This is a genomic window from Bisbaumannia salifodinae, from assembly GCF_055388505.1.
Window position 1 is genome coordinate 2,745,383 of record NZ_AP043781.1, and the last position, 20,381, is coordinate 2,765,763.

21 protein-coding genes are annotated in these 20,381 nt (G+C 68.4%); 12 read left to right on the top strand and 9 right to left on the bottom strand.

The features are described from left to right. The first annotated feature begins 42 nt into the window (after window positions 1–42). The 10 genes from paaH (at window position 43) to ACZ5EF_RS12930 (ending at window position 10,184) form a co-directional block, all read left to right on the top strand. Window positions 43–1,578, top strand: a complete 1,536-nt coding sequence (paaH, locus tag ACZ5EF_RS12885; protein ID WP_346063504.1) for a 3-hydroxyacyl-CoA dehydrogenase PaaH — start codon at window positions 43–45, stop codon at window positions 1,576–1,578. Beyond that, window positions 1,571–2,038: a hydroxyphenylacetyl-CoA thioesterase PaaI gene (gene paaI / locus ACZ5EF_RS12890; protein ID WP_346063503.1), complete on the top strand. Its 468-nt coding sequence runs from the start codon at window positions 1,571–1,573 to the stop codon at window positions 2,036–2,038. The genes paaH and paaI overlap by 8 nt, the downstream gene beginning before the upstream one ends. Then, a complete protein-coding gene (pcaF, locus tag ACZ5EF_RS12895; RefSeq protein ID WP_346063502.1) occupies window positions 2,035–3,240 on the top strand; it encodes a 3-oxoadipyl-CoA thiolase in 1,206 nt (401 codons plus the stop codon). The genes paaI and pcaF overlap by 4 nt, the downstream gene beginning before the upstream one ends. Window positions 3,241–3,277: 37 nt before the next feature. After that, on the top strand, window positions 3,278–4,591 hold the full coding sequence (paaK, locus tag ACZ5EF_RS12900) for a phenylacetate--CoA ligase PaaK (RefSeq protein ID WP_346063501.1): 1,314 nt from the start codon (window positions 3,278–3,280) through the stop codon (window positions 4,589–4,591). A gap of 209 nt (window positions 4,592–4,800) precedes the next feature. Continuing rightward, window positions 4,801–5,790, top strand: coding sequence for a 1,2-phenylacetyl-CoA epoxidase subunit PaaA (paaA, locus tag ACZ5EF_RS12905; RefSeq protein ID WP_346063500.1), 990 nt, complete (start codon window positions 4,801–4,803; stop codon window positions 5,788–5,790). Window positions 5,791–5,821: 31 nt separating this feature from the next. Beyond that, window positions 5,822–6,103, top strand: coding sequence for a 1,2-phenylacetyl-CoA epoxidase subunit PaaB (gene paaB / locus ACZ5EF_RS12910; RefSeq protein WP_346063499.1), 282 nt, complete (start codon window positions 5,822–5,824; stop codon window positions 6,101–6,103). Between the two features lie 55 nt (window positions 6,104–6,158). Beyond that, window positions 6,159–6,953 (top strand): 1,2-phenylacetyl-CoA epoxidase subunit PaaC, encoded by a 795-nt coding sequence (gene paaC / locus ACZ5EF_RS12915; RefSeq protein WP_346063498.1) that lies wholly within the window; start codon window positions 6,159–6,161, stop codon window positions 6,951–6,953. Between the two features lie 34 nt (window positions 6,954–6,987). Beyond that, window positions 6,988–7,530 carry a 1,2-phenylacetyl-CoA epoxidase subunit PaaD gene (paaD, locus tag ACZ5EF_RS12920; RefSeq protein ID WP_346063497.1) on the top strand — a complete coding sequence of 181 codons (543 nt, stop codon included), beginning with the start codon at window positions 6,988–6,990 and terminating at the stop codon, window positions 7,528–7,530. Window positions 7,531–7,623: 93 nt separating this feature from the next. Further along, window positions 7,624–8,703, top strand: coding sequence for a 1,2-phenylacetyl-CoA epoxidase subunit PaaE (gene paaE, locus ACZ5EF_RS12925; RefSeq protein WP_346063496.1), 1,080 nt, complete (start codon window positions 7,624–7,626; stop codon window positions 8,701–8,703). Between the two features lie 77 nt (window positions 8,704–8,780). After that, window positions 8,781–10,184 carry a hypothetical protein gene (locus ACZ5EF_RS12930; RefSeq protein WP_346063495.1) on the top strand — a complete coding sequence of 468 codons (1,404 nt, stop codon included), beginning with the start codon at window positions 8,781–8,783 and terminating at the stop codon, window positions 10,182–10,184. A gap of 82 nt (window positions 10,185–10,266) precedes the next feature. Here ACZ5EF_RS12930 and phaC read toward each other — a convergent pair whose 3' ends face one another. The 5 genes from phaC to prmB all read right to left on the bottom strand — a co-directional run bounded on the left by phaC (window position 10,267) and on the right by prmB (window position 15,189). Beyond that, window positions 10,267–12,096, bottom strand: coding sequence for a class I poly(R)-hydroxyalkanoic acid synthase (gene phaC, locus ACZ5EF_RS12935; RefSeq protein ID WP_346063494.1), 1,830 nt, complete (start codon window positions 12,094–12,096; stop codon window positions 10,267–10,269). 32 nt (window positions 12,097–12,128) lie between these two features. Then, complete coding sequence (locus ACZ5EF_RS12940) at window positions 12,129–12,470, bottom strand: phasin family protein (protein ID WP_346063493.1); 342 nt, start codon at window positions 12,468–12,470, stop codon at window positions 12,129–12,131. 110 nt (window positions 12,471–12,580) lie between these two features. Continuing rightward, window positions 12,581–13,030, bottom strand: coding sequence for a hypothetical protein (locus tag ACZ5EF_RS12945; protein WP_346063492.1), 450 nt, complete (start codon window positions 13,028–13,030; stop codon window positions 12,581–12,583). Window positions 13,031–13,128: 98 nt separating this feature from the next. Further along, entirely contained in the window at window positions 13,129–14,214 is a 1,086-nt protein-coding gene (gene aroC, locus ACZ5EF_RS12950) for a chorismate synthase (RefSeq protein ID WP_346063491.1), read from the bottom strand. Between the two features lie 21 nt (window positions 14,215–14,235). Continuing rightward, window positions 14,236–15,189 carry a 50S ribosomal protein L3 N(5)-glutamine methyltransferase gene (gene prmB, locus ACZ5EF_RS12955; protein ID WP_346063490.1) on the bottom strand — a complete coding sequence of 318 codons (954 nt, stop codon included), beginning with the start codon at window positions 15,187–15,189 and terminating at the stop codon, window positions 14,236–14,238. A 123-nt stretch (window positions 15,190–15,312) separates the two neighbouring features. Between prmB and ACZ5EF_RS12960 the strand changes: the two genes are divergently transcribed. Then, window positions 15,313–15,897, top strand: a complete 585-nt coding sequence (locus tag ACZ5EF_RS12960) for a Smr/MutS family protein (RefSeq protein WP_346063489.1) — start codon at window positions 15,313–15,315, stop codon at window positions 15,895–15,897. Here the strand turns inward: ACZ5EF_RS12960 and ACZ5EF_RS12965 are convergent. Genes ACZ5EF_RS12965 through ACZ5EF_RS12975 form a run of 3 tightly spaced genes read right to left on the bottom strand, consistent with a single transcriptional unit; the run spans window position 15,894 to window position 18,762 of the window. Next, window positions 15,894–17,060: a patatin-like phospholipase family protein gene (locus ACZ5EF_RS12965; protein ID WP_379730008.1), complete on the bottom strand. Its 1,167-nt coding sequence runs from the start codon at window positions 17,058–17,060 to the stop codon at window positions 15,894–15,896. The two genes, ACZ5EF_RS12960 and ACZ5EF_RS12965, sit on opposite strands and share 4 nt — an antisense overlap. Next, a complete protein-coding gene (locus ACZ5EF_RS12970; protein ID WP_346063488.1) occupies window positions 17,057–17,956 on the bottom strand; it encodes an alpha/beta fold hydrolase in 900 nt (299 codons plus the stop codon). Before ACZ5EF_RS12970 ends, ACZ5EF_RS12965 begins: the two co-directional genes overlap by 4 nt. After that, on the bottom strand, window positions 17,932–18,762 hold the full coding sequence (locus ACZ5EF_RS12975; RefSeq protein ID WP_346063487.1) for an alpha/beta fold hydrolase: 831 nt from the start codon (window positions 18,760–18,762) through the stop codon (window positions 17,932–17,934). Before ACZ5EF_RS12975 ends, ACZ5EF_RS12970 begins: the two co-directional genes overlap by 25 nt. A 213-nt stretch (window positions 18,763–18,975) precedes the next feature. Between ACZ5EF_RS12975 and ACZ5EF_RS12980 the strand changes: the two genes are divergently transcribed. Further along, the gene (locus ACZ5EF_RS12980) at window positions 18,976–19,923 is read left to right on the top strand and encodes an AEC family transporter (RefSeq protein WP_346063486.1); all 948 of its coding nucleotides are present in this window, start codon (window positions 18,976–18,978) and stop codon (window positions 19,921–19,923) included. Between the two features lie 96 nt (window positions 19,924–20,019). Here ACZ5EF_RS12980 and ACZ5EF_RS12985 read toward each other — a convergent pair whose 3' ends face one another. After that, window positions 20,020–20,322, bottom strand: a complete 303-nt coding sequence (locus ACZ5EF_RS12985) for an antibiotic biosynthesis monooxygenase family protein (protein ID WP_346063485.1) — start codon at window positions 20,320–20,322, stop codon at window positions 20,020–20,022. Between the last annotated feature and the right edge of the window lie 59 nt (window positions 20,323–20,381).

Here is a 20,381-nt window from a genome sequence, read left to right on the forward strand (position 1 = left end):
TCAAGCAGCAGCCGACTCTTCATAACACTCAGGGGAAATAAGATGCCTGCACTCGACACATCCATCGTCGTCGGCGTAGTCGGTGCCGGCGCCATGGGCGCCGGTATCGCCCAGGTGGCGGCCCAGGCCGGCCACCCGGTGCGCCTCTATGACACCCGCGATGGCGCCGCCGAGGCTGGGATCGCCGGCATCCGCAAGCAGCTCGAGAAGCGCGTCGCCAAGGGCAAGCTGACCCAGGAGGCGGTGGAGGCGGTGATCGAGCGCCTCGCGCCGGTGACCGGCCTCGACGACTTCGCCGGCTGCGGCCTGGTGGTGGAAGCCATCGTCGAGAAGCTGGAGGTCAAGCGCGAGCTGTTCGGCCGCCTCGAGGCGATCTGCGGCGAGGCGGCGATACTCGCCAGCAACACCTCCTCGCTCTCCATCACCTCCATTGCCGCGAACCTGGAACGCCCGGAGCGCCTGGCCGGCCTGCACTTCTTCAACCCGGCACCGGTGATGAAGCTGGTGGAGATCGTCTCCGGCCTGGCCACCGAGCCGACCGTCGCCGAGACCCTCTACGCCACCGCCGCGGCCTGGGGCAAGACCCCGGTGCACGCCAGCTCCACCCCGGGCTTTATCGTCAACCGGGTGGCGCGGCCCTTCTATGCCGAGGGCCTGCGCCTGCTGCAGGAAGGCGCCGCCGATGCCGCCACCCTGGACGCCCTGCTACGCCAGGCCGGCGGCTTCCGCATGGGCCCCTTCGAGCTGATGGACCTGATCGGCCATGACGTCAACTACGCCGTCACCCGCTCGGTATTTGACGCCTACTATGGCGACACCCGCTTCGAGCCCTCCCTGGTGCAGCTGGCCCTGGTCGAGGCCGGCCGCCTGGGGCGCAAGAGTGGTCAGGGCTTCTACGACTATCGCGAAGGCGCCGAGAAGCCGGTGCCGCGCTTCGCCGCCCCGGCCCATGCCGACCTTCCGCCGCTGGTGGTGGAGGGCGAGGCGGGCTTCCTGGCGCCGCTGGTCGAGCGCGCCGAGGCCGCCGGCCTCGAGCTGGTACGCCACCCGGCCCAGGGCGCCGAGGCCCTGCCGACCCTGCGCCTGGGCGAGCTGAACCTGGCACTCAGCGACGGTCGCTGCGCCACCGAACGCGCCGCCGATGAGCGCCGCGAGAGCCTGGTGCTCTTCGACCTCTGCCTCGACTACGCCGATGCCAGCGCCATCGCGCTGGCCGCCAGCGCCGCCACCTCTGAGGCCCAGCGCGCCGTCGCCGCGGCCTTCTTCCAGCGCCTGGGCCTGGCCGTGGCCTGGGTCGACGACACCCCGGGCCTGGTGGTGCTGCGCACCGTGGCGATGCTCGCCAACGAGGCCGCCGATGCCGTCCACCAGGGCGTCTGCAGTGCCGCCGATGGTGACCTGGCCATGCGCGCCGGGGTCAACTACCCCCGCGGCCCCCTGGTCTGGGCGGAGGCCCTGGGCCTTGGCTACGTGCACCGCACCCTGACCCATCTGCAGCAGAGCTACGGCCAGGATCGCTACCGCGCCGCCTTCCTGCTGCGCCGCAAGGCCATCGCCGAGGAGCGTTTCCATGAGTGAGTCCCTGACCCCGCAGCAGCTGGCCGAGGCCTGCGCCGAGGCGATGTTCGCCCGCGATACCGCAAGCCAGGCGCTGGGCATGGAAATCGTCTCGGTGGCCCCGGGCAAGGCGGTGATGCGCATGAGGGTGCGCGACACCATGGTCCAGGGCCACGGCAACTGCCACGGCGGCTACCTCTTCACCCTGGCCGATTCGGCCTTCGCCTTCGCCTGCAATACTTACGACGAGGCCACCGTGGCCTCGGGCTGCAGCATCGACTACCTGGGGCCGGCCTGGGAGGGCGATGAGCTGACCGCCACCGCCGAGGAGCAGAGTCGCCGCGGGCGCACCGGCGTCTACGACATCACCATCCGCAACCAGCACGGCGACGCCATCGCCCTGTTCCGGGGCCGCTCCTACAAGATCCGCGGCAGCGTACGCCGCCTCGAGGAATCCACCGCCGCAGAGGGCCAAGCATGAACGACGCCTATATCATCGACGCCATCCGCACCCCCATCGGCCGTTACGGCGGCGCCCTCGCCCCGGTGCGCGCCGACGACCTGGGCGCCATTCCCATGCGCGAGCTGATGGCGCGCAACCCCTCGGTGGACTGGTCGCAACTGGATGACGTGCTCTACGGCTGCGCCAACCAGGCCGGCGAGGACAACCGCAACGTGGCGCGCATGTCGGCGCTGCTGGCGGGCCTGCCGGTGGACGTGCCCGGCACCACCCTGAACCGCCTGTGCGGCTCCGGCATGGACGCGGTAGGCTACGCCGCCCGGGCCATCAAGGCCGGCGAGGCAGGGCTGATGCTGGCCGGCGGCGTGGAGTCCATGTCCCGGGCGCCCTTCGTGATGGGCAAGGCCGAGCAGGCCTTCTCGCGCAGCGCCGAAATCCATGACACCACCATCGGCTGGCGCTTCGTCAACCGCCAGATGAAGGCCCGGTTCGGCATCGACTCCATGCCGGAGACCGCCGAGAACGTGGCCGAGCAGTTCAATATCTCCCGGGAAGACCAGGACGCCTTCGCCCTGCGCAGTCAGCGGCGCACCGCCGCCGCCATGGAGCGCGGCCGCCTGGCCGAGGAGATCGTCCCGGTGGCGGTGCCGCGCCGCAAGCAGGAGCCGCTGATCGTCGATACCGACGAGCACCCCCGCGCCTCCACCACCGCCGAGCAACTGGCGGGGCTGCCCACCCCCTTCCGCGACGGCGGCAGCGTCACCGCCGGCAATGCCTCCGGGGTCAACGACGGCGCCTGCGCCCTGCTGCTGGCCTCCCAGCCCCAGGCCGAGCGCTTCGGCCTCAAGCCCCGCGCCCGGGTGGTCGGCATGGCCACCGCCGGCGTCGAGCCGCGCATCATGGGCTTCGGCCCGGCCCCGGCCAGCCGCAAGGTGCTGGCCCAGACCGGCCTGTCCCTCGACCAGATGGACGTGATCGAGCTCAACGAGGCCTTCGCCGCCCAGGCCCTGGCGGTGACCCGCGACCTGGGCCTTCCCGACGACGCCGAACACGTCAACCCCAACGGCGGCGCCATCGCCCTCGGCCACCCGCTGGGCATGAGCGGCGCCCGGCTGATTACCACCGCGCTGCATGAACTCGAGGCCCGCCAGGGACGCTACGCGCTGTGCACCATGTGCATCGGCGTGGGCCAGGGCATCGCCATCATCATCGAGCGCCTGTGACCCATAACGACAACGCCCGCTTGCCTGGAGACACCCTATGACGATTCACACCAAGGTCCGCCCCATCGCCAACCTCGACCCGCTGGAGACCGCCAGCCTCGACGAGCTGCGCGCCACTCAGCTGTCGCGCCTGCAGTGGAGCCTGAAGCACGCCTACGACAACGTACCCTTCTATCGCCAGGCCTTCGACCAGGCCGGCATCCACCCCGAGGACATTCGCTCCCTGGAGGATCTCGGCAAGCTGCCCTTCACCACCAAGGCGGACCTGCGCGACAACTACCCCTTCGGCATGTTCGCCACGCCGATGCGTGACGTGGTGCGGGTCCACGCCTCCAGCGGCACCACCGGCCAGCCCACCGTGGTGGGCTATACCCAGAACGACATCAACACCTGGGCCGACGTGGTGGCCCGCTCGATCCGCGCCGCCGGCGGCCGCCCCGAGGACAAGGTGCACGTGGCCTACGGCTATGGCCTCTTCACCGGCGGCCTGGGCGCCCACTATGGCGCCGAGCGCCTGGGCTGCACCGTGATCCCGATGTCCGGCGGCCAGACCGAGAAGCAGGTGCAGCTGATCCGCGACTTCGATCCGGACATCATCATGGTCACCCCCTCCTATATGCTCAATATCGCCGACGAGATGGAGCGCCAGGGCCTCGACCCACGCCAGCTGGCCCTGCGCGTCGGCATCTTCGGCGCCGAGCCCTGGACCAACGACATGCGCACCGCCCTGGAGCAGCGCCTGGGCATCGACGCCCTGGATATCTATGGCCTCTCCGAGGTGATGGGCCCGGGGGTGGGCATGGAGTGCCTGGAGACCAAGGACGGCCCGACTATCTGGGAAGACCACTTCTACCCGGAGATCATCGACCCGGTCACCGGCGAGGTGCTGCCGGACGGCGAGTATGGCGAACTGGTCTTCACCTCCCTGACCAAGGAGGCCCTGCCGATCATCCGCTACCGCACCCGGGATCTGACACGCCTTCTGCCTGGCACCGCCCGCCCGATGCGTCGTATCGACAAGATCACCGGGCGCAGCGATGACATGCTGATCATCCGCGGCGTCAATGTCTTCCCCACCCAGATCGAGGAGCAGATCCTCAAGGTGGAACGCCTCTCACCCCACTACGAGATCGAGGTGAGCCGCCAGGGCAACCTGGACATGGTGCGGGTGCGCGTCGAGGCGTGCAGCAACGAGGTGGCCAAGGACCTCGGCGCCTGCGAACAACTGGCCAAGGCCCTTCAGCACGGCATCAAGACCTATATCGGCATCAGCACCCAGGTGGAGGTATGCGGCGTCGAGGAGGTGATGCGCTCCGTCGGCAAGGCCAAACGCGTCAAGGATCTGCGCTAACCTCCCAGGGAGTTTTTCTGGCGCCGTCCGGCCTCGCCGGGCGGCGTTTTTCTATTCTTCTCCCGGCATCTCGCTAACTCATCTGAGCAACCCTAGCCGAAGGTCTAAAAGCGACACGCTTTCTATTTATTGATTTATTTTTTCGTGTCACTAAACTCTAGGTGAGATCCACAAGGTCAGATTCCCCGACCCGTTACCGGAGGTCACCCATGTACGCACAGCTGGTCGATACCGGCGCCAAGCGCCTCAAGGACCTGGAAGAGATGAGCGCCGAGGAGCGCGCCTTCCAGGAGCGCATCGACGCCGAGATCAAGATCGAGCCCAAGAACTGGATGCCGGACGGCTACCGCAAGACGCTGATCCGCCAGATTTCCCAGCACGCCCACTCGGAAGTGGTCGGCATGCTGCCGGAGGGCAACTGGCTGACCCGGGCGCCGACCCTGAAGCGCAAGCTGCAGCTGATGGCCAAGATCCAGGACGAGGCGGGCCACGGCCTCTACCTCTACAGCGCCATGGAGACCCTGGGCGCCGATCGCGACGAGGAGATCGACAAGCTCCACGCCGGCAAGGTGAAGTACTCCAGCATCTTCAACTACCCGACCCTGAGCTGGGCCGATATCGGCACCATCGGCTGGCTGGTGGATGGCGCCGCCATCGTCAATCAGGTGCCCCTGCAGCGCACCTCCTATGGCCCCTACTCCCGGGCCATGATCCGCGTCTGCAAGGAGGAGAGCTTCCACCAGCGCCAGGGCTACCAGATCCTGCTGGAGTTGATGCAGGGCGGTACCGACGAACAGAAGGCCATGGTGCAGGACTCCATCAACCGCTTCTGGTGGCCGGTGCTGATGATGTTCGGCCCCAGCGACGCCGACTCTCCCAACAGCGCCCAGTCCATGGCCTGGAAGATCAAGCGCCACAGCAACGACGAGCTGCGTCAGCGCTTCCTCGACCAGACCGTGCCGCAGCTGGAGCTGCTGGGCTGCAGCGCCCCGGACCCGGACCTGAAGTGGAACGAGGCGCGCGGTCACTACGACTTCGGCGAGATCGACTGGAGCGAATTCTTCGAGGTGCTCAAGGGCAATGGTCCCTGCAACCGCGAGCGCATCGAGACCCGCAAGCAGGCCATCGAGGATGGCGCCTGGGTGCGCGAGGCCGCCAAGGCCTATGCCGCCAAGCAGCGCGCCCGCCAGGCCGCCTGATAGCTACCCCCGAATTCAAGAGGATACGACCATGGCAGATTGGCCCCTTTACGAAGTCTTCGTGCGCAGCAAGCACGGCCTGAGCCACAAGCACGTGGGCAGCGTGCATGCCGCCGACAACCGCATGGCCATCGAGAACGCCCGGGAGCTCTACACCCGCCGCAACGAAGGCGTCAGCATCTGGGTGATCCCCGCCAAGGAGATCACCGCCTCCTCACCGGACGAGAAGGAGCCGCTGTTCGACCCGTCCCAGGACAAGGTCTACCGCCACGCCTCCTTCTATGAGCTGCCCGACGAAGTCGGCCATATGTAAGAGCCCGTTCACGACTTGCTTCGCTAGATCGTGAGCTGCCTCTAGGGGAATCAACATGCACAACGTTTCACAGACCTCCCAGGCGCCGCTGGTCGAGTACCTGCTGCGCCTCGGCGATAACGCCCTGATTCTGGGCCAGCGCCACGCCGAATGGTGTGGCCATGCGCCGGCCCTGGAGGAGGAACTGGGCCTGCTCAACGTGGGTCTCGACCTCTTCGGCCAGGCCCGCCACTGGTTGGGCTATGCCGCCGAGCTGATCTCCGCCGAGGGCGGCCAGGGCGAGATCGATGCCGACCACCTGGCCTTCCGCCGCGACGCCCAGGACTTCCGCAACCTGTTGCTCGTGGAACAGCCCAACGACGACTTCGCCGTGACCCTGGGCCGCCAGTTCCTGTTCGACGCCTGGCACTACCACCTGCTGAGCGCCCTGGTGGAGGCCAAGGATTCGCGCATCGCCGAGATCGCCGCCAAGTCCCTCAAGGAGGTGACCTACCACCTGCGGCGTTCCTCCGAATGGGTCACGCGCCTGGGCGACGGCACCGAAGAGAGCCATGCGCGCATGCAGCGGGCCATCGATCTGCTGTGGCGCTTCACCGGCGAGCTGACCGAGGCCGATGCCGTGGACGCGGCCATGCGCGAGGCGGGCATCGCCCCCGACGCCGAGGCCCTGGCCGCCGACTGGCGCGACACCGTGGCCCAGGTACTGACCCACGCCACCCTGACACTCCCGGACTTCGACGCCTGGACGTATCGCGGCGGCAAGCAGGGTCACCACACCGAGCACCTGGGCTTCCTGCTGGCGGAGATGCAGGCACTCCCCCGCGCCTATTCCGACGCCACCGTCTGGTAAGCCAGATGTCTGCGCTTTAGCGAGGAGCCCCACGATGTCCGATGCCATTCAACTGATCGATAGCGACCGCGGCGGCCTGCCCCAGGCCGGCGCCGAGGGCGATATGGCCGCCGTGATGGCGGTGCTGCAGGAGGTCCTCGACCCGGAGGTTCCCGCGGTCAGCGTGGTGGAGCTGGGCATCGTGCGCGAGGTGCGCTGGGTCGAGGGTCGCCTGAGCGTGGCCGTGACCCCCACCTACTCCGGCTGCCCGGCCACCGAGGTGATCGAGGCGGCGATCCATCGCGCCCTGGTCACCGCCGGCTACGCGGATCCGCATATCGAGCGCCGCCTGTCGCCGGCCTGGACCACCGACTGGATCACCGAGGAGGGGCGCGACAAGCTGCGTGCCTACGGCATCGCCCCGCCGGTGGGCAGCGCCAGCAAACGCAGCCTGCTGGGTCCGGAACCCCAGGTGCCCTGTCCCCAGTGCGGCAGCCTGGAGACCGAGCGGGTCAGCGAGTTCGGCTCCACCGCCTGCAAGGCGCTCTACCGCTGTTTGAGCTGCCTGGAGCCCTTCGATTACTTCAAGTGCCTATAGAAATGCCTGCGCGGGCGAATCGCTGCGTTGCGCTTCATCCCGCTCGGCGATTTCTTCAGCGTGTCCCAAGCGCCCGATCGACGAGAGATTACCATGAGCCGATTCCACGCCCTGACCGTCAAGGAAATCCGCAAGGAGACCCGTGACGCCGTCTCCATCACCTTCGCGGTGCCCGACGACCACCTGGATGCCTTCCAGTTCACCCAGGGCCAGTACCTGACCCTGCGCCGGGAGATCGCCGGCGAGGAAGTCCGCCGCTCCTACTCCATCTGCACCGGGGTCCACGAGGGCGAGCTGAGCGTCGCCGTCAAGCTGGTGCCCGGCGGCGCCTTCTCCACCTTCGCCAACCATGAGCTGGCGCCCGGCGATACCCTGGAGGTGATGCCGCCCCAGGGCAAGTTCTTCGTGCCCCTGGACCCCAGCCGCAAGGCGGACTACCTGGCCGTGGCCGTGGGCAGCGGCATCACCCCGGTGCTGTCGATCATCAGCACCACCCTGGAGGCCGAGCCGGAGAGCCGCTACACCCTGGTCTACGGTAACCGCGCCACCGCCAGCACCATGTTCCGCGAGAAGCTCCAGGACCTGAAGAACCGCCATATGGAGCGACTCAACCTGATCCATATCTTCAATCGCGAGGATCAGGACATCGACCTCTACAACGGCCGCATCGACGCCGAGAAGTGCCATGCCCTCTTCGATCGCTGGCTGGACGTGGCGAGCTTCGAGGCCATCTTCCTGTGCGGCCCGGAGGAGATGTCCACCACGGTGCGCGAGGTGCTCAAGGCGCACGGCGCCCCCGCCGAGCGTATCCATCTGGAGCTCTTCGGCACCCGCCCCAAGGCCAACACCCGACGCCAGGAGAAGGCCCAGGGCGTGGGCCAGGTGGATGTCGAGAGCTCCCATATCCAAGTGATGATCGACGGCCGCACCCTGGAGTTCGACCTGGCGAAGAACACCCAGAGCATCCTCGATGCCGGCAACGAACATGGCGCCGACCTGCCCTACTCCTGCAAGGCCGGGGTCTGCTCCACCTGCCTGGCCAAGGTCGAGGAAGGCGAGGTGGAGATGGACGCCAACTACGCCCTCGAGGACTACGAGATCGAGGCCGGCATGGTGCTGAGCTGCCAGTGCTTCCCGGTCAGCGACAAGGTGGTCCTGAACTTCGACCACTAAGCGCTCGCCTCTCCCCGCCCCGCTCCCGGGGCGGGGCTCCATACCGATAACGACACTCCCAACGCTGACGACACCCTATGCCTAGCCAACGCCCACACGGCGCCGTGCACCCGGGAATCCGGTGGGGCCGCTTCACCCTGCGCATTCCCGGCATTCACGTCGACCTGACCCCCAGTACCCAACTCCAGGGCGGCCTGCTGCTGCTGGCCACCGGCGGCGCCACCGCCCCGCTGCTGATGCAATATTTCGGCGTCTCCTTCGAGATCGCCTGGACGGTGATGCTGGTGATGTTCTTCTGGGTCTTCGCCCAGACCTTCCTGTTCGGGGACGTCTACTCCGCCGGCGGCATCGCCGCGGGCCTGCCCCTGACGATTATCTTCCTCAATGACTTCAGCCCCGGGCCCGAGGCGATACGCGCCATGATCGCGGTGACCCTGGTGGTCTCCTTCCTGTTCCTGTTCTTCGGTATCACGCGGCTCGGCGAGCGCTTCAACCGCCTGGTCCCCGCCACCCTCAAGGCGGGCATCATCATGGGCGCCGCCGTGGCCGCCTTCCAGTCGGAGCTGGATCGCCTGGAGAGCATGCCCTTGACCCTGGTCACCGCCTGGGTGGTGGTGCTGGCGCTGATGTTCTCGACGCCCTTCGCGCGGCTGCCCAATAGCCGCCTGAAGATGCTGGTGGGCGCCAATGCCCTGCTGGTGGCCTTTATGGCCGCCGGCGTCGTCGGCCTGATCAGCGGCGAGCTGCGCTTCGATATCCAGTGGGGCCTCTTCGTGCCGCCGCTGCGCGAGACCCTGGATACCCTGGCCCCCTGGTCGGTGGGCCTGCCCTCCTGGGGCGTGATCGTCAGCGCCCTCCCCATCGGCGTGATGATCTATGTCCTCGCCTTCGGCGACCTGCTGGTGGCGGACACCCTGCTCAAGGGGGCCGACAAGGCGCGCGGCGACGAGAAGCTCGATATCGACCACACCCGCAGCCACTATGTGCTGGCGATCCGCAACCTGGCCCAGCTGGTCACCGCCGGCCCGCTGGTGATGCTGCATGGTCCGATCTGGACCGGGGTGCAGGTGTTCCTGATCGAGCGCTACAAGCAGGGGCGCCACGTCATGGACTCCCTGTTCACCGGCACCACCAACTTCTACCTGCTGGCGATCCCCCTGGGACTCTTGATCCCGGTGCTGGGGCTGATCATGCCGATGCTGCCGGTGGCCCTGTCGGTGACCCTGGTGCTGACCGGCTTCGCCTGCGCCTATGTGGCCATGGCCATGGTGCAGGGCAATATCGAGCGCGGCCTGGTGCTGACCATCGGCATGCTGACCGCGGTGATGGGCCCGGCCTGGGGCATCGGCGCCGGTATCCTGCTCTACTTCCTGATGCTGGGCCGTGGCGGCGAGCAGGCCGCCGAGCCGGTGGCGGAAGAGGATGTCACCGAATCGCTGGAGAGCGAATCCACTTACCCCAGCGAAGAAGCGCGCGCCTAAGCTATCGTCGACGCCTCGCCGCCGCCATCAACTAACGAGGCCGCCCCTGGGGCGGCCTCGTTGGCAGGACGACGGGAAACGCTTAGGCGACGCCCTGCTCCTCCAGCACCTGGGGAATGGTCTGGCGCACATAGCGCCCCGGGGCCGGCTCGAGGATATCCAGCTCGCCCTCGCCGGGCCGGCGGGCGGGCACCCGCTTGGCGGCGTCCACGTAGCCGTTGTCGGTCATCCAGGCCTGCCAGTGGGGCCACCAGGAGCCCTCATTGAAGCTGGCGCCCTCCAGCCAGGCCTCCGCCGAGGCGGGCAGCTCGGCATTGGTCCAGTAGCCGTACTTGTTCTTGTGGGGCGGATTGACGATCCCGGCGATATGCCCGGAGCCCCCCAGCACGAAGGTGACCGGCCCCTTGGGCAGCTGGGTGCCGCCATAGGTGCTCTGCCACTTGGCGATATGGTCTTCCCGGGTGGAGACGAAGTAGCTGGGGGTGGAGATCTTGCGCAGGTCGATCTTGACCCCGTCCAGTTCGATGCCGCCGGGCTCGATCAGCCGGTTCTCCCTGTACATATGGCGCAGGTACCAGCCGTGGGTGGCCGCCGGCAGGTTGGTGCCGTCGGTGTTCCAGTAGAGCAGGTCGAAGGCCGCCGGCTGCTCCCCCTTCAGGTAATTGCTGACATAGAAGGACCAGAAGAGGTCGTTCTCCCGCAGCAGGTTGAAGGAGAAGGCCATCACCCGGCCATCCAGGTAGCCGTCCGCCTCCAGCTGACGCTCGATGCCGGAGAGCACGGTGTCGTTGAGGAAGACGCCGATCTCGCCGGGGTCGCCGAAGTCCTGCAGGGTGGCCATATAGGTCACCGACTTGACCTTGCGCCCACGGCGGGTGCTGGTCAGGTAGGCCACGGTGGAGGCGGTCAGGGTGCCGCCGATGCAGTAGCTGAGCAGGTTCACCGACTTCTCGCCGCAGGCCGACTCGATGGCCTCCATGGCGGCGATGGGGCCGAGCTGCATATAGTCGGCCCAGGTCAGCTCGCGCTGGGCCGGGCCCGGGTTACGCCAGGAGATCAGGAACACCGTATGGCCCTGATCCACCAGCCACTTGACCAGGGAGTTGTCCTCGCGCAGGTCGAGGATGTAGTACTTGTTGATCCAGGGCGGCACCACCAATAGCGGCGTCTTGAACACCGTCTCGGTGGTGGGCGTGTACTGGATCAGCTGAATCAGCTCGTTCTCGTAGACCACGGCCCCGGGGGACACCGCCACGTTTTCGCCGATGCGGAAGGCCTCGCGGTCGGTCATGGCCACGTTGATGCCTTCCGCCGAATTGGCCAGGTCCTCGCGCAGCCGCGCCAGCCCCTCCACCAGGTTCTCGCCCTGGGTCTCCAGGGTCAGGCGCATCACCTCGGGGTTGGTGGTGACGAAGTTGCTGGGGGCCACGGCGCTGACGTACTGACGGGCATAGAACTCCAGGTTGCGCTGCTGCTGGGGCGGCAGGCCGTCGAGGCCCTGTACCAGTTGCTCCACCTGACGGGAGAACAGCAGGTACTGCTCCATCAGCGTCCGATAGAAGGGCTCCGTCTGCCAGGCCTCGTCCTTGAAGCGGCGGTCGTGCCTGGCCGGGGCGACCAGCGGTTCGACCTCTTCGCCGGCCAGCAGGCGCAGGTTATGCTGCCAGAGCTGCCACTGATCCTGCATCAGCTGCCACTGGGCGCCGTAGAGGGCCTGGGGGTCGCGCATCAGCGCCTCCAGGCCGGCGCGGAAGGTCTCACGCATGTCTTCCTGGACCTGCTTGGCGGCCTCACTGGGGGCCGCCCGGGCCATCAGGTCCTGAAGCACCCCTTGGTACTCCTGGCCGATACGTTCGAGCTGTTCGCTCCAGCCGTCCCACGCTTGGGCATTGGCGTTCTGGTCTGACTGCATCCCCGACTCCTTGGTTAGTGTCTCGACGGATGTTACTTGGCGGCGCGGCTGGTGGCCCGGGCGGGGCCCTCGCCGGCCGGCCGCGGGGCCGGGGTCCGGGAGGCGCCCTCGCCCAGGGCATCGAACCAGGCCTGCTGCCACTGGCTTCCCCAGGCCCCTAGGGCCTGGGCGTCCTCGACCCACTGGTGTTGAAGGCGCTGCGCCAGTTGCCAGGGCCGGGCCGCCAGGGTCTCGGCGGAGTCGGCCTCGGTGAGGGCCTGGAACTGCTCATTGGCCAGCTGGCCATAGCGGGTCAAGGCGTCCCTCTGGAGGGTGCCCAGGGCGGCCAGGGACTCGGCCAAGGGGGCCGGGAGGGGGGACAGCGAATCCTGCATAACGAACTCCTTTCGCAACCGTGGGGCGACGCGAGCATGGCACTTGCTGCACTGCACAACAAGCCACTGATAGAGTAGTCCGAGGCGGATCGCCTTGCAACCGTGTCGCCCTACCCTTGGCGGCGACGGGCACTGGAGGCGCTGGCACTGCCCTTGGGCGCCTTGTCGTCACCACCCTGGGGGGCATCGTCATTCCCGGGCGGTGGTTCGGGCGACGGCTCCGACGGTGAAGGCCCGCTGCCGGCCTGGGTCGCGGCCTTGCGCAGCATCTCCATCAGCATCTGCTGGTAGTGACCGAAACCGGCCATCCCCTGCTCCCAGCCGCTACCCTGGGTGGTCCCCGCCTTCTGGCCCTGGAAGGCGTGCTTGAAGGCCTCGGGCATCAGCGGGTTATCGAGGAAGGGTTGCAGCAGGCTGAGTGGGTCATAGCCCTCGACCCCGGCCTCCATCTGCTGCTGGATGCGCTCCAGCACGGCCTGGTGATAGGCCTCCACATCGGGCAGGCCCAGGGCCTGGCGGAACTCGGCGGGGGTCAGGTCGAATTCGAGATGGATCTTCATGGCGTGCCTCACTGAGAGTGATCCTCTCAGTCTAGCGCCGCCATCACGCAAAAGGCGACCGTTGGACGGTCGCCTTTGCAGGGGGGCAGAGGTGGGGGTTAACGCAGCACCGGGGTCTCGACGCTGACCTCGGCGTTCTGGGCGCGATGACGCAGCAGGTGATCCATCAGGGTCAGCGCCATCATCGCCTCGGCGATGGGGGTGGCGCGAATGCCCACGCAGGGGTCGTGGCGGCCCTTGGTGACCACCTCCACCGGCTGGCCGTGGACATCGATGGAGCGCCCCGGGGTGGTGATGCTGGAGGTCGGCTTCAGCGCCAGGTGGGCGATCAGCGGCTGCCCCGAGGAGATGCCTCCCAGCACGCCGCCGGCGTGGTTGGAGAGGAAGCCCTGCGGGGTCATCTCGTCGCGGTGCTCGCTGCCCCGCTGGCTGACCGCGGCGAAGCCGTCGCCGATCTCCACCCCCTTGACCGCGTTGATGCTCATCAGGCCATGGGCCAGCTCGGCGTCCAGGCGATCGAAGACCGGTTCGCCGAGTCCCGGCGGCAGCCCCTCGGCCACCACGCTGATCTTCGCCCCCACCGAGTCCTGGTCGCGGCGCAGCTGATCCATATAGGCCTCGAGCTCGGCCACCCGGTCCGGGTCGGGGCAGAAGAAGGCGTTCTCCTCCACCGCTTCCCAGCTCTTGAAGTCGATGGCGATGGGGCCGAGCTGGCTCATATAGCCGCGCACGCTGATGCCCTGGGCGGCCAGGTACTGCTTGGCGATGGCCCCGGCGGCCACCCGCATGGCGGTCTCCCGGGCACTGGAGCGCCCGCCGCCGCGGTAGTCGCGGCGACCGTACTTGTGGTGGTAGCTGTAGTCGGCGTGGGCCGGGCGGAACTGATCCTTGATATCGGAGTAGTCCTTGGAGCGCTGGTCGGTGTTCTCGATCAGCAGGCCGATCGGGGTGCCGGTGGTCACGCCCTCGAAGACCCCGGAGAGGATCTTCACCCGGTCGGGCTCGCGACGCTGGGTGGTGTGCCGCGAGGTCCCCGGGCGGCGGCGGTCCAGGTCGCGCTGCAGGTCCGCCTCACAGAGCGGCAGCCCCGGCGGGCAGCCGTCGACGATGGCGCCCAGCGCCGGGCCATGGCTCTCGCCGAAGGTGGTCACGGTGAACAGCTTACCGAAGGTATTGCCGGACATGGGCTCTCCTCGCGATGACGGTCAGGCGAAGGACGCCGCATGGGCGTCGAGTTGTTGGGCGGTGAGGACGAAGACCCCGTGGCCCCCGCGCTCGAAATCGAGCCACAGGAAGGGCACCTCGGGGAAGGCGGCCTCCAGGTGGCGATCGGAGTTCCCCACCTCGACGATCAGCACCCCCGCGTCGCTGAGGTGGCTACGGGCCTCACGCAACAGGCGCCGCACGATATCCAGGCCATCACTGCCTGCCCCCAGGGCCAGGGCCGGTTCGTGCTGGAACTCGGCGGGCATGGTGGCCAGGTCCCGGGCATCCACATAGGGCGGGTTGGAGACGATCAGGTCATAGCGCCGGCCGACCAGGTTGGCGAAGAGGTCGGACTCCACCGCGCGCACCCGGTCTCCCACGTCGTGGCGACTGATGTTCTGCCGGGCCACCGCCAGGGCGTCGGCGCTGATATCCGCCAGATCCACCTCGCAGGTGGGCAGATGCAGGGCGGTGGCGATGCCGATGCAGCCGGAACCGGTGCACAGGTCGAGCACCCGGGCCGGGGGCAGGTCGCCGAACCAGGCGGCGAAGCCATCCTCGATCAGCTCGGCGATCGGCGAACGGGGGATCAGCACCCGCTCGTCCACGTCGAAGGGGTAACCGGCGAAGAAGGCCTCGCCGAGCAGGTAGGGCAAGGGGCGCCGGTCACTGATGCGCGAGCGCACCAGGGCCACGATGCGGGCGCGCTCCATGGGCAGCAGGCGCGCCTCCAGCACCGCCGGGTCCACGTCCCAGGGCAGGTGCAGGGCCCCCAGGGTCAGCGCCACCGCCTCGTCCCAGGGGGAGGCGGTGCCGTGCCCGAAATGCAGGCCATGGGCATGAAACTCGCTGGCGGCCCAGCGCAGGCAGTCGCGCAGGCTGACCAGACCCTCGGTGAGGGCCTCGTCGGAGAGGCTCAGGGTGGAATGGGCGGCGGGGCGTTGAGCGGCCACACGGACTCCTGTCTCGGCGAAATCGGTTGGGCGAAAGATTGTACCCGCAGCGCCGCCCGGTTCACAGTCACCGCCGAGTCGCTATACTGGGCGCCTGGTCAGCCATCCCCAACGAGAGTCCCCATGAGTCGACGCCAGGGTGAACCGCCCGAGGAGGAGATCTCCCTATTCCGCCAGGCCCTGGAAGAGGCCGGCGTGCGCCGCCTGCGGGCCAATCGCGCCGACCCCGGCCGCCCCCGGCGCCAGGCCGAGAGCCTCGCCGAGCGCCGCGCCGCGGCCACCGCCGCCGATCCCAGCCAGCAGGCCACCAGCCGCACCTCCGACGGCCGGGTGGAGCCGGTGCGCCCCTCGGAATACCTCGATTTCGCCCTGCCCGACCTGCCCTACCGCACCCAGGCCCAGCTCAAGCGCGGGCGCATCGGCTGGGAGGCGGGCCTCGACCTGCACGGCTACACCCTCGAGGAGGCGCGCCGCGAGCTGGAGAGTTTCCTCCACGACGCCCTGGCCCGGCGCAGCCGCTGCGTGCTGGTGGTGCATGGCAAGGCGCGCAGCCACAACGCCCTGGAGGACTATCCGGTGATCAAGAGCCATGTGAATGCCTGGCTGCGGGAGTGGCCCAGCGTGCTGGCCTTCTGCTCCGCCATCGAGGCGGACGGCGGCACCGGGGCGGTGTATATCCTGTTACGGCGCCGCGGCGAGGCGCTCTAGGAAGAGGCCATCCCCCGGTTCTCTCCCGAGGGGGCGTCCCGTGAGGCCTTCCCCTCCCCCGCCTTGGCGTCGGGCGTCTCGGGCCCCAGCGTTGCCGGGCTCTCGTCGGCTATCGCCTCTTCTCCCGCCACTACGGGGGCCGACTCGCCGGTCGGGGCGATGGTGGCCACCTTGGGCCCCACATGCACCGCCATCTGTATGCCCTCCGGGGTGGTCTCGTAGCTGTCCAGGGCCTGGTCGGCCAGGTGGCGGCCCAGGCGAATCAGTGCCTCGGCACGGTGAAACTCGTGGGCGCCGCAGACCGTCTTGGGAATCTCGATCAGTACGTCCGGGGGGTAGCCCGCCACCTTGTACTTGGCCAGCGTCGCTTGGGTGATATCGAAGGAGGCCAGGACCATCTCCAGGCGCCCCCAGGCGCGTTGACGGGCGGCCTTGGGCCCGCCGTTGTCGTTATCGTCCTCGGTGGAGGAGAACCAGCGCTGGGTACGTCGGCGCACCTCCTCGAACCAGCCGGCGATTCCCCCTTCGTCGTCACGGGCGGCCTCCTCGGCGGCCTCCTCCGGGGGCAGCAGGGCCTCCAGGCTCACCGGGTGGGGGCTGTGGGCGGTGACGTTGACCGCCATCACCAGATCGGCCTGGGCGGAGATGGTGGGCATGATCGGTAGCGGGTTGAGCAGGCCGCCATCCACCAGCACCTGCTCGCCGAGATGCACCGGGGTGATCACCCCGGGCACGGCGATGGAGGCGCGGATCGCCTGCAACAGCGAGCCGGACTGGAACCACACCTCCCGCTGGCGCACCAGGTCGGTGGCCACCGTGGTGACCGGAATCGCCAGGTCCTCGATCAGGGTCTCGCCGATCAGGCTCTCCAGCTTGGTCATCACCTTGTTGGCGCGCATGGCCCCCATGGGGCTCCAGCTCACGTCCACCAGGCGCAGCACATCCATATAGTCGAGCTTGCCCACCCAGTCGCGATAGGCGGCCAACTGGCCGGCGGCATAGACCCCGGCCACCAGGGCCCCCATGGAGCACCCCGACAGGGCCACGATCTCGTAACCGCGGGCCTCCAGGGCCTCGATCACGCCGATATGCGCATAGCCCCGCGCCCCGCCGCTGCCCAGCACCAGGGCCACTCGCTTCCCGGAGCCTGTCGCCTCGCTCATGGTGCCTCCTGAACTCTCTGTGATTCGTCTCGTGTCGCCCACCAGGCCAGGATCGCCTCGGCTACCGCGGCCACGGCATCCGGCTCCAGGTGCAGGTGGTGCCCGCCGGGCAGCACCCGCCGCTCGAGGCCCCGCAGTGCCCGGCGCGCCTGCTCGGCATGCGCGCGCCGGCCGAGGATCCCCGCCTCGCCCTCCACCAGCAGCGTCGGCGCCTCGATAGCGTTAAGCATGGCGCGGCTCTGCTCCGGAGACAATCGCACCAAGGAAGGACGCAACAGCCGCCCATCGGTCCGTAGCCTCACCCGGCCGTCCGTCGTGGGCTCCAGGTTGCGCGCCACCAGGGGCTCGGCGGTCGCGGCATCGATGGGCGTTACCCCACCGGCCACCCGCGCCGCCAGGGCGGTGGCCGCGTCCGGATAGCGGGGCGACAGCGACGAGGCACGACGATGCCCCAGCAGTCCCTTGCGTAACTGCTGGGCAACCGCCTCCGCCGGGGTGGTGAGGCTGCCGATGCCATCGATCAGCATCAGCCGCTCGACCCGCTCCGGCACGGCCGCCGCCACCAGGCAGGCCACCCCGGCGCCCATGGAGTGGCCCAGCAGCGGCGCCGCCGCCAGGCCCAGCTCGTCCAGGGCATCCAATACCGTATGGCAGTTGTCCCAGAGCGCATAGTCGGTGCCCGGCGGGTGCTGTGCCGAGCGCCCATGGCCGGGAAGGTCCAGGGCCACCAGGCGGATATGGCGCGCCGCCACCAGCCGGGGCGCCAGCCGCGAGAAGCTGGCGGCATTATCCAGCCAGCCGTGCAGGGCCAGCCAGGTGGGCGCCTTCGGATCGCCCCAGGCCAGGGCCGCCAGGCGGCCCTCGGCCAGGGTCAGGGATTGGGGCTCGTCGCGCATGGCGGCGTCTCCTCTAGCAATGCCGGCAGGGTGGATAGCAGCGCCCGGCGGGTCTCGTCCGGATGCTCCATGGGGAACATATGGGTGCCGGGCACGGCGGTCACCCGCATGCCATGGCGGCGCAGGCGCCGACGCCGCCGCGGGGTGATCAGGTCGGAGTCGCGGCCATAGAGCATGGCCAGGGGCACCCCGAGACGCCGTGGCAAGCGGCTCAGGTGATCCGGCAAGTGGCGGAAGATCTCCGCCTCGATCTCGGGATCGAAGGCGAGCCGTGCCCGGCCATCCTCGAGCAGATGGGTGGCGCCCTCCACATAGTCGCGCAGGGCGTCGTCGGTGAAACGCGAGAACAGCGGCCGCCGCTGCAGGGCACGACGCATGGCGTCCCGGTCGGGCCACTCGGCGCGGCGCCCTCGGGTGCGCCCGGCCGGAGTCAGGCGATCCATCATGCCCAGCCGCTTGGCGGCCTTCATCACCCAGGCATCGACGCCGAGCATCAGCGGCGAGTCGAGCACCACCACGCAGCGAAAGCGCTCCGGGGCCGCCTCGGCGGCCATGGCCATCAGCACCCCACCCATGGAGTGGCCCACGCCGATCACCGGTGACTCCTGGGCCGCCAGCCGTTCCAGCAACTCGTCGCGCAGCGCCAGCCAGTTGGGCCCCACCGGGTAGTCCGGGTGGTGGGCCAGGCGGTCGAGGGCCTCGACACGGAAACGCTCGCCCAGCGGCGCCAGCAGGCTGCGATAGCTGGCCCCGGTGAAGCCATTGGCATGGGCGAAGAGCAGGGTGTCGCGGGGAGGATGCGGCATAACGAGGGTGTCCCAACGTGGCGATAGCAGACTAACGGGTTTACCATCGAATGGATAGGTGAAGGGCCTTTATCAAACACTTGTTTTAACCCATTTCATGCCGATCCGCCAGGGAGCCCCCGTGACTCGACCCCGCGACACCCGCCTGCGTAACCGCATTTTCTTTACCACCGTACTCGTCGCCGTCGTCATCGGCCTGTGGCTGGCGCGCTGATGGAGCTCGGCGCCCTCTTCTTCCAGACCCTCGAGATCACCCTGCCCGTCTTCGCCATGGTCTTTATCGGTATCGCCCTGAAGCGGCTGGGCTGGATCGATCAGGGGTTTATCAATACCGCCTCGACGCTGGTGTTCAAGGCGACCCTGCCGACCCTGATCTTCCTGAGCATCATTCGTGCCGACCTGGATGCCACTTTCAATCCCGCTCTGCTCGGTTATTTCGCCCTGGCGACCCTGGTCAGCTTCGTCCTGACCTGGGGCTGGGCGGCCCTACGGGTGCCTCGGGCCGAGCGTGGCAGCTATATTCAGGGAGCCTTTCGCGGCAACTGCGGCATCGTCGGCCTGGCACTGGCCGCCGGCATGTACGGCGACTATGGCCTCTCGGCGGGCGGACTACTGCTGGGGGTGGTGATCCTCAGCTACAACAGCCTCTCGGTGGTGGCGCTGGCCACTTACCAGAGCGGACCGCGCACCGACTGGCGAAGCATCTTCGCCAGCATCGTCAAGAATCCGCTGATCCTCGGGGTGGTGGCAGCGCTCCCCGTCGCCCTGCTCGAGCTGCGCCTTCCCGGGTGGCTGATGACCTCGGGGGACTACTTCGCCTCGCTCTCGCTGCCCCTGGCGCTGATCTGCGTGGGAGCCACCCTGTCGTTGAATGCCCTCCTCGACTCCGGGCGCCTGGCCACCGGCGCCAGCCTGATCAAGATGGTGACCCTGCCGGCGCTGGCCACCGGCGGGGCCTGGCTAGCGGGCTTTCAGGGACGCGAGCTGGGGGTGCTCTTCCTGTTCTTCGCCAGTCCCACGGCGGCGGCGGCCTTCGTGATGGCCAAGGCGATGGGCGGCAATGCCGCACTCACCGCCAATATCATCGCCCTGACCACCCTGATGGCCAGCGTCACCGTCACCCTGGGTGCCTTTGCCCTTAAGGCCGCGGGATTGATCTAGGCCGCAGACCCCGCTCATATGGCTGCCATCGCCCTGATGGCCAGCGTCACCGTGGCCGTATTAAGGCCGAGGGGTTGATCTAAAGCAGCCGGGACTCTAGCTGCTGATCACCACCTCGAACTGCTCCAGGCCGCCGCCCTCGGCGGTGGCCTCGGGGGGCAGCGGGTTGGCGTGGGCGCGCTTGAAGTCGTCGCTGCCCACCCAGGCGCGGAAGGCCGCCTGGCTCTCCCACTCGGTCTCCACCACATAGGGGGCCTGGTTGCCCAGGGGGCGCAGCACCCGCATGGCGATAAAGCCGGGCTGCTTGTCGATCTCGCCGGCGCGGCGCTGGAAGCGCGCCTCGAACTCCGCCTCGAAGCCGGCATTCACGAAGACGCGGTTATTGACGATAAAGCTCATGGGATCTCCTTGGGGTTCGCGGCCGGGGCGGCGTCGCCCCTCCGCCCGGCCTGCTCTGC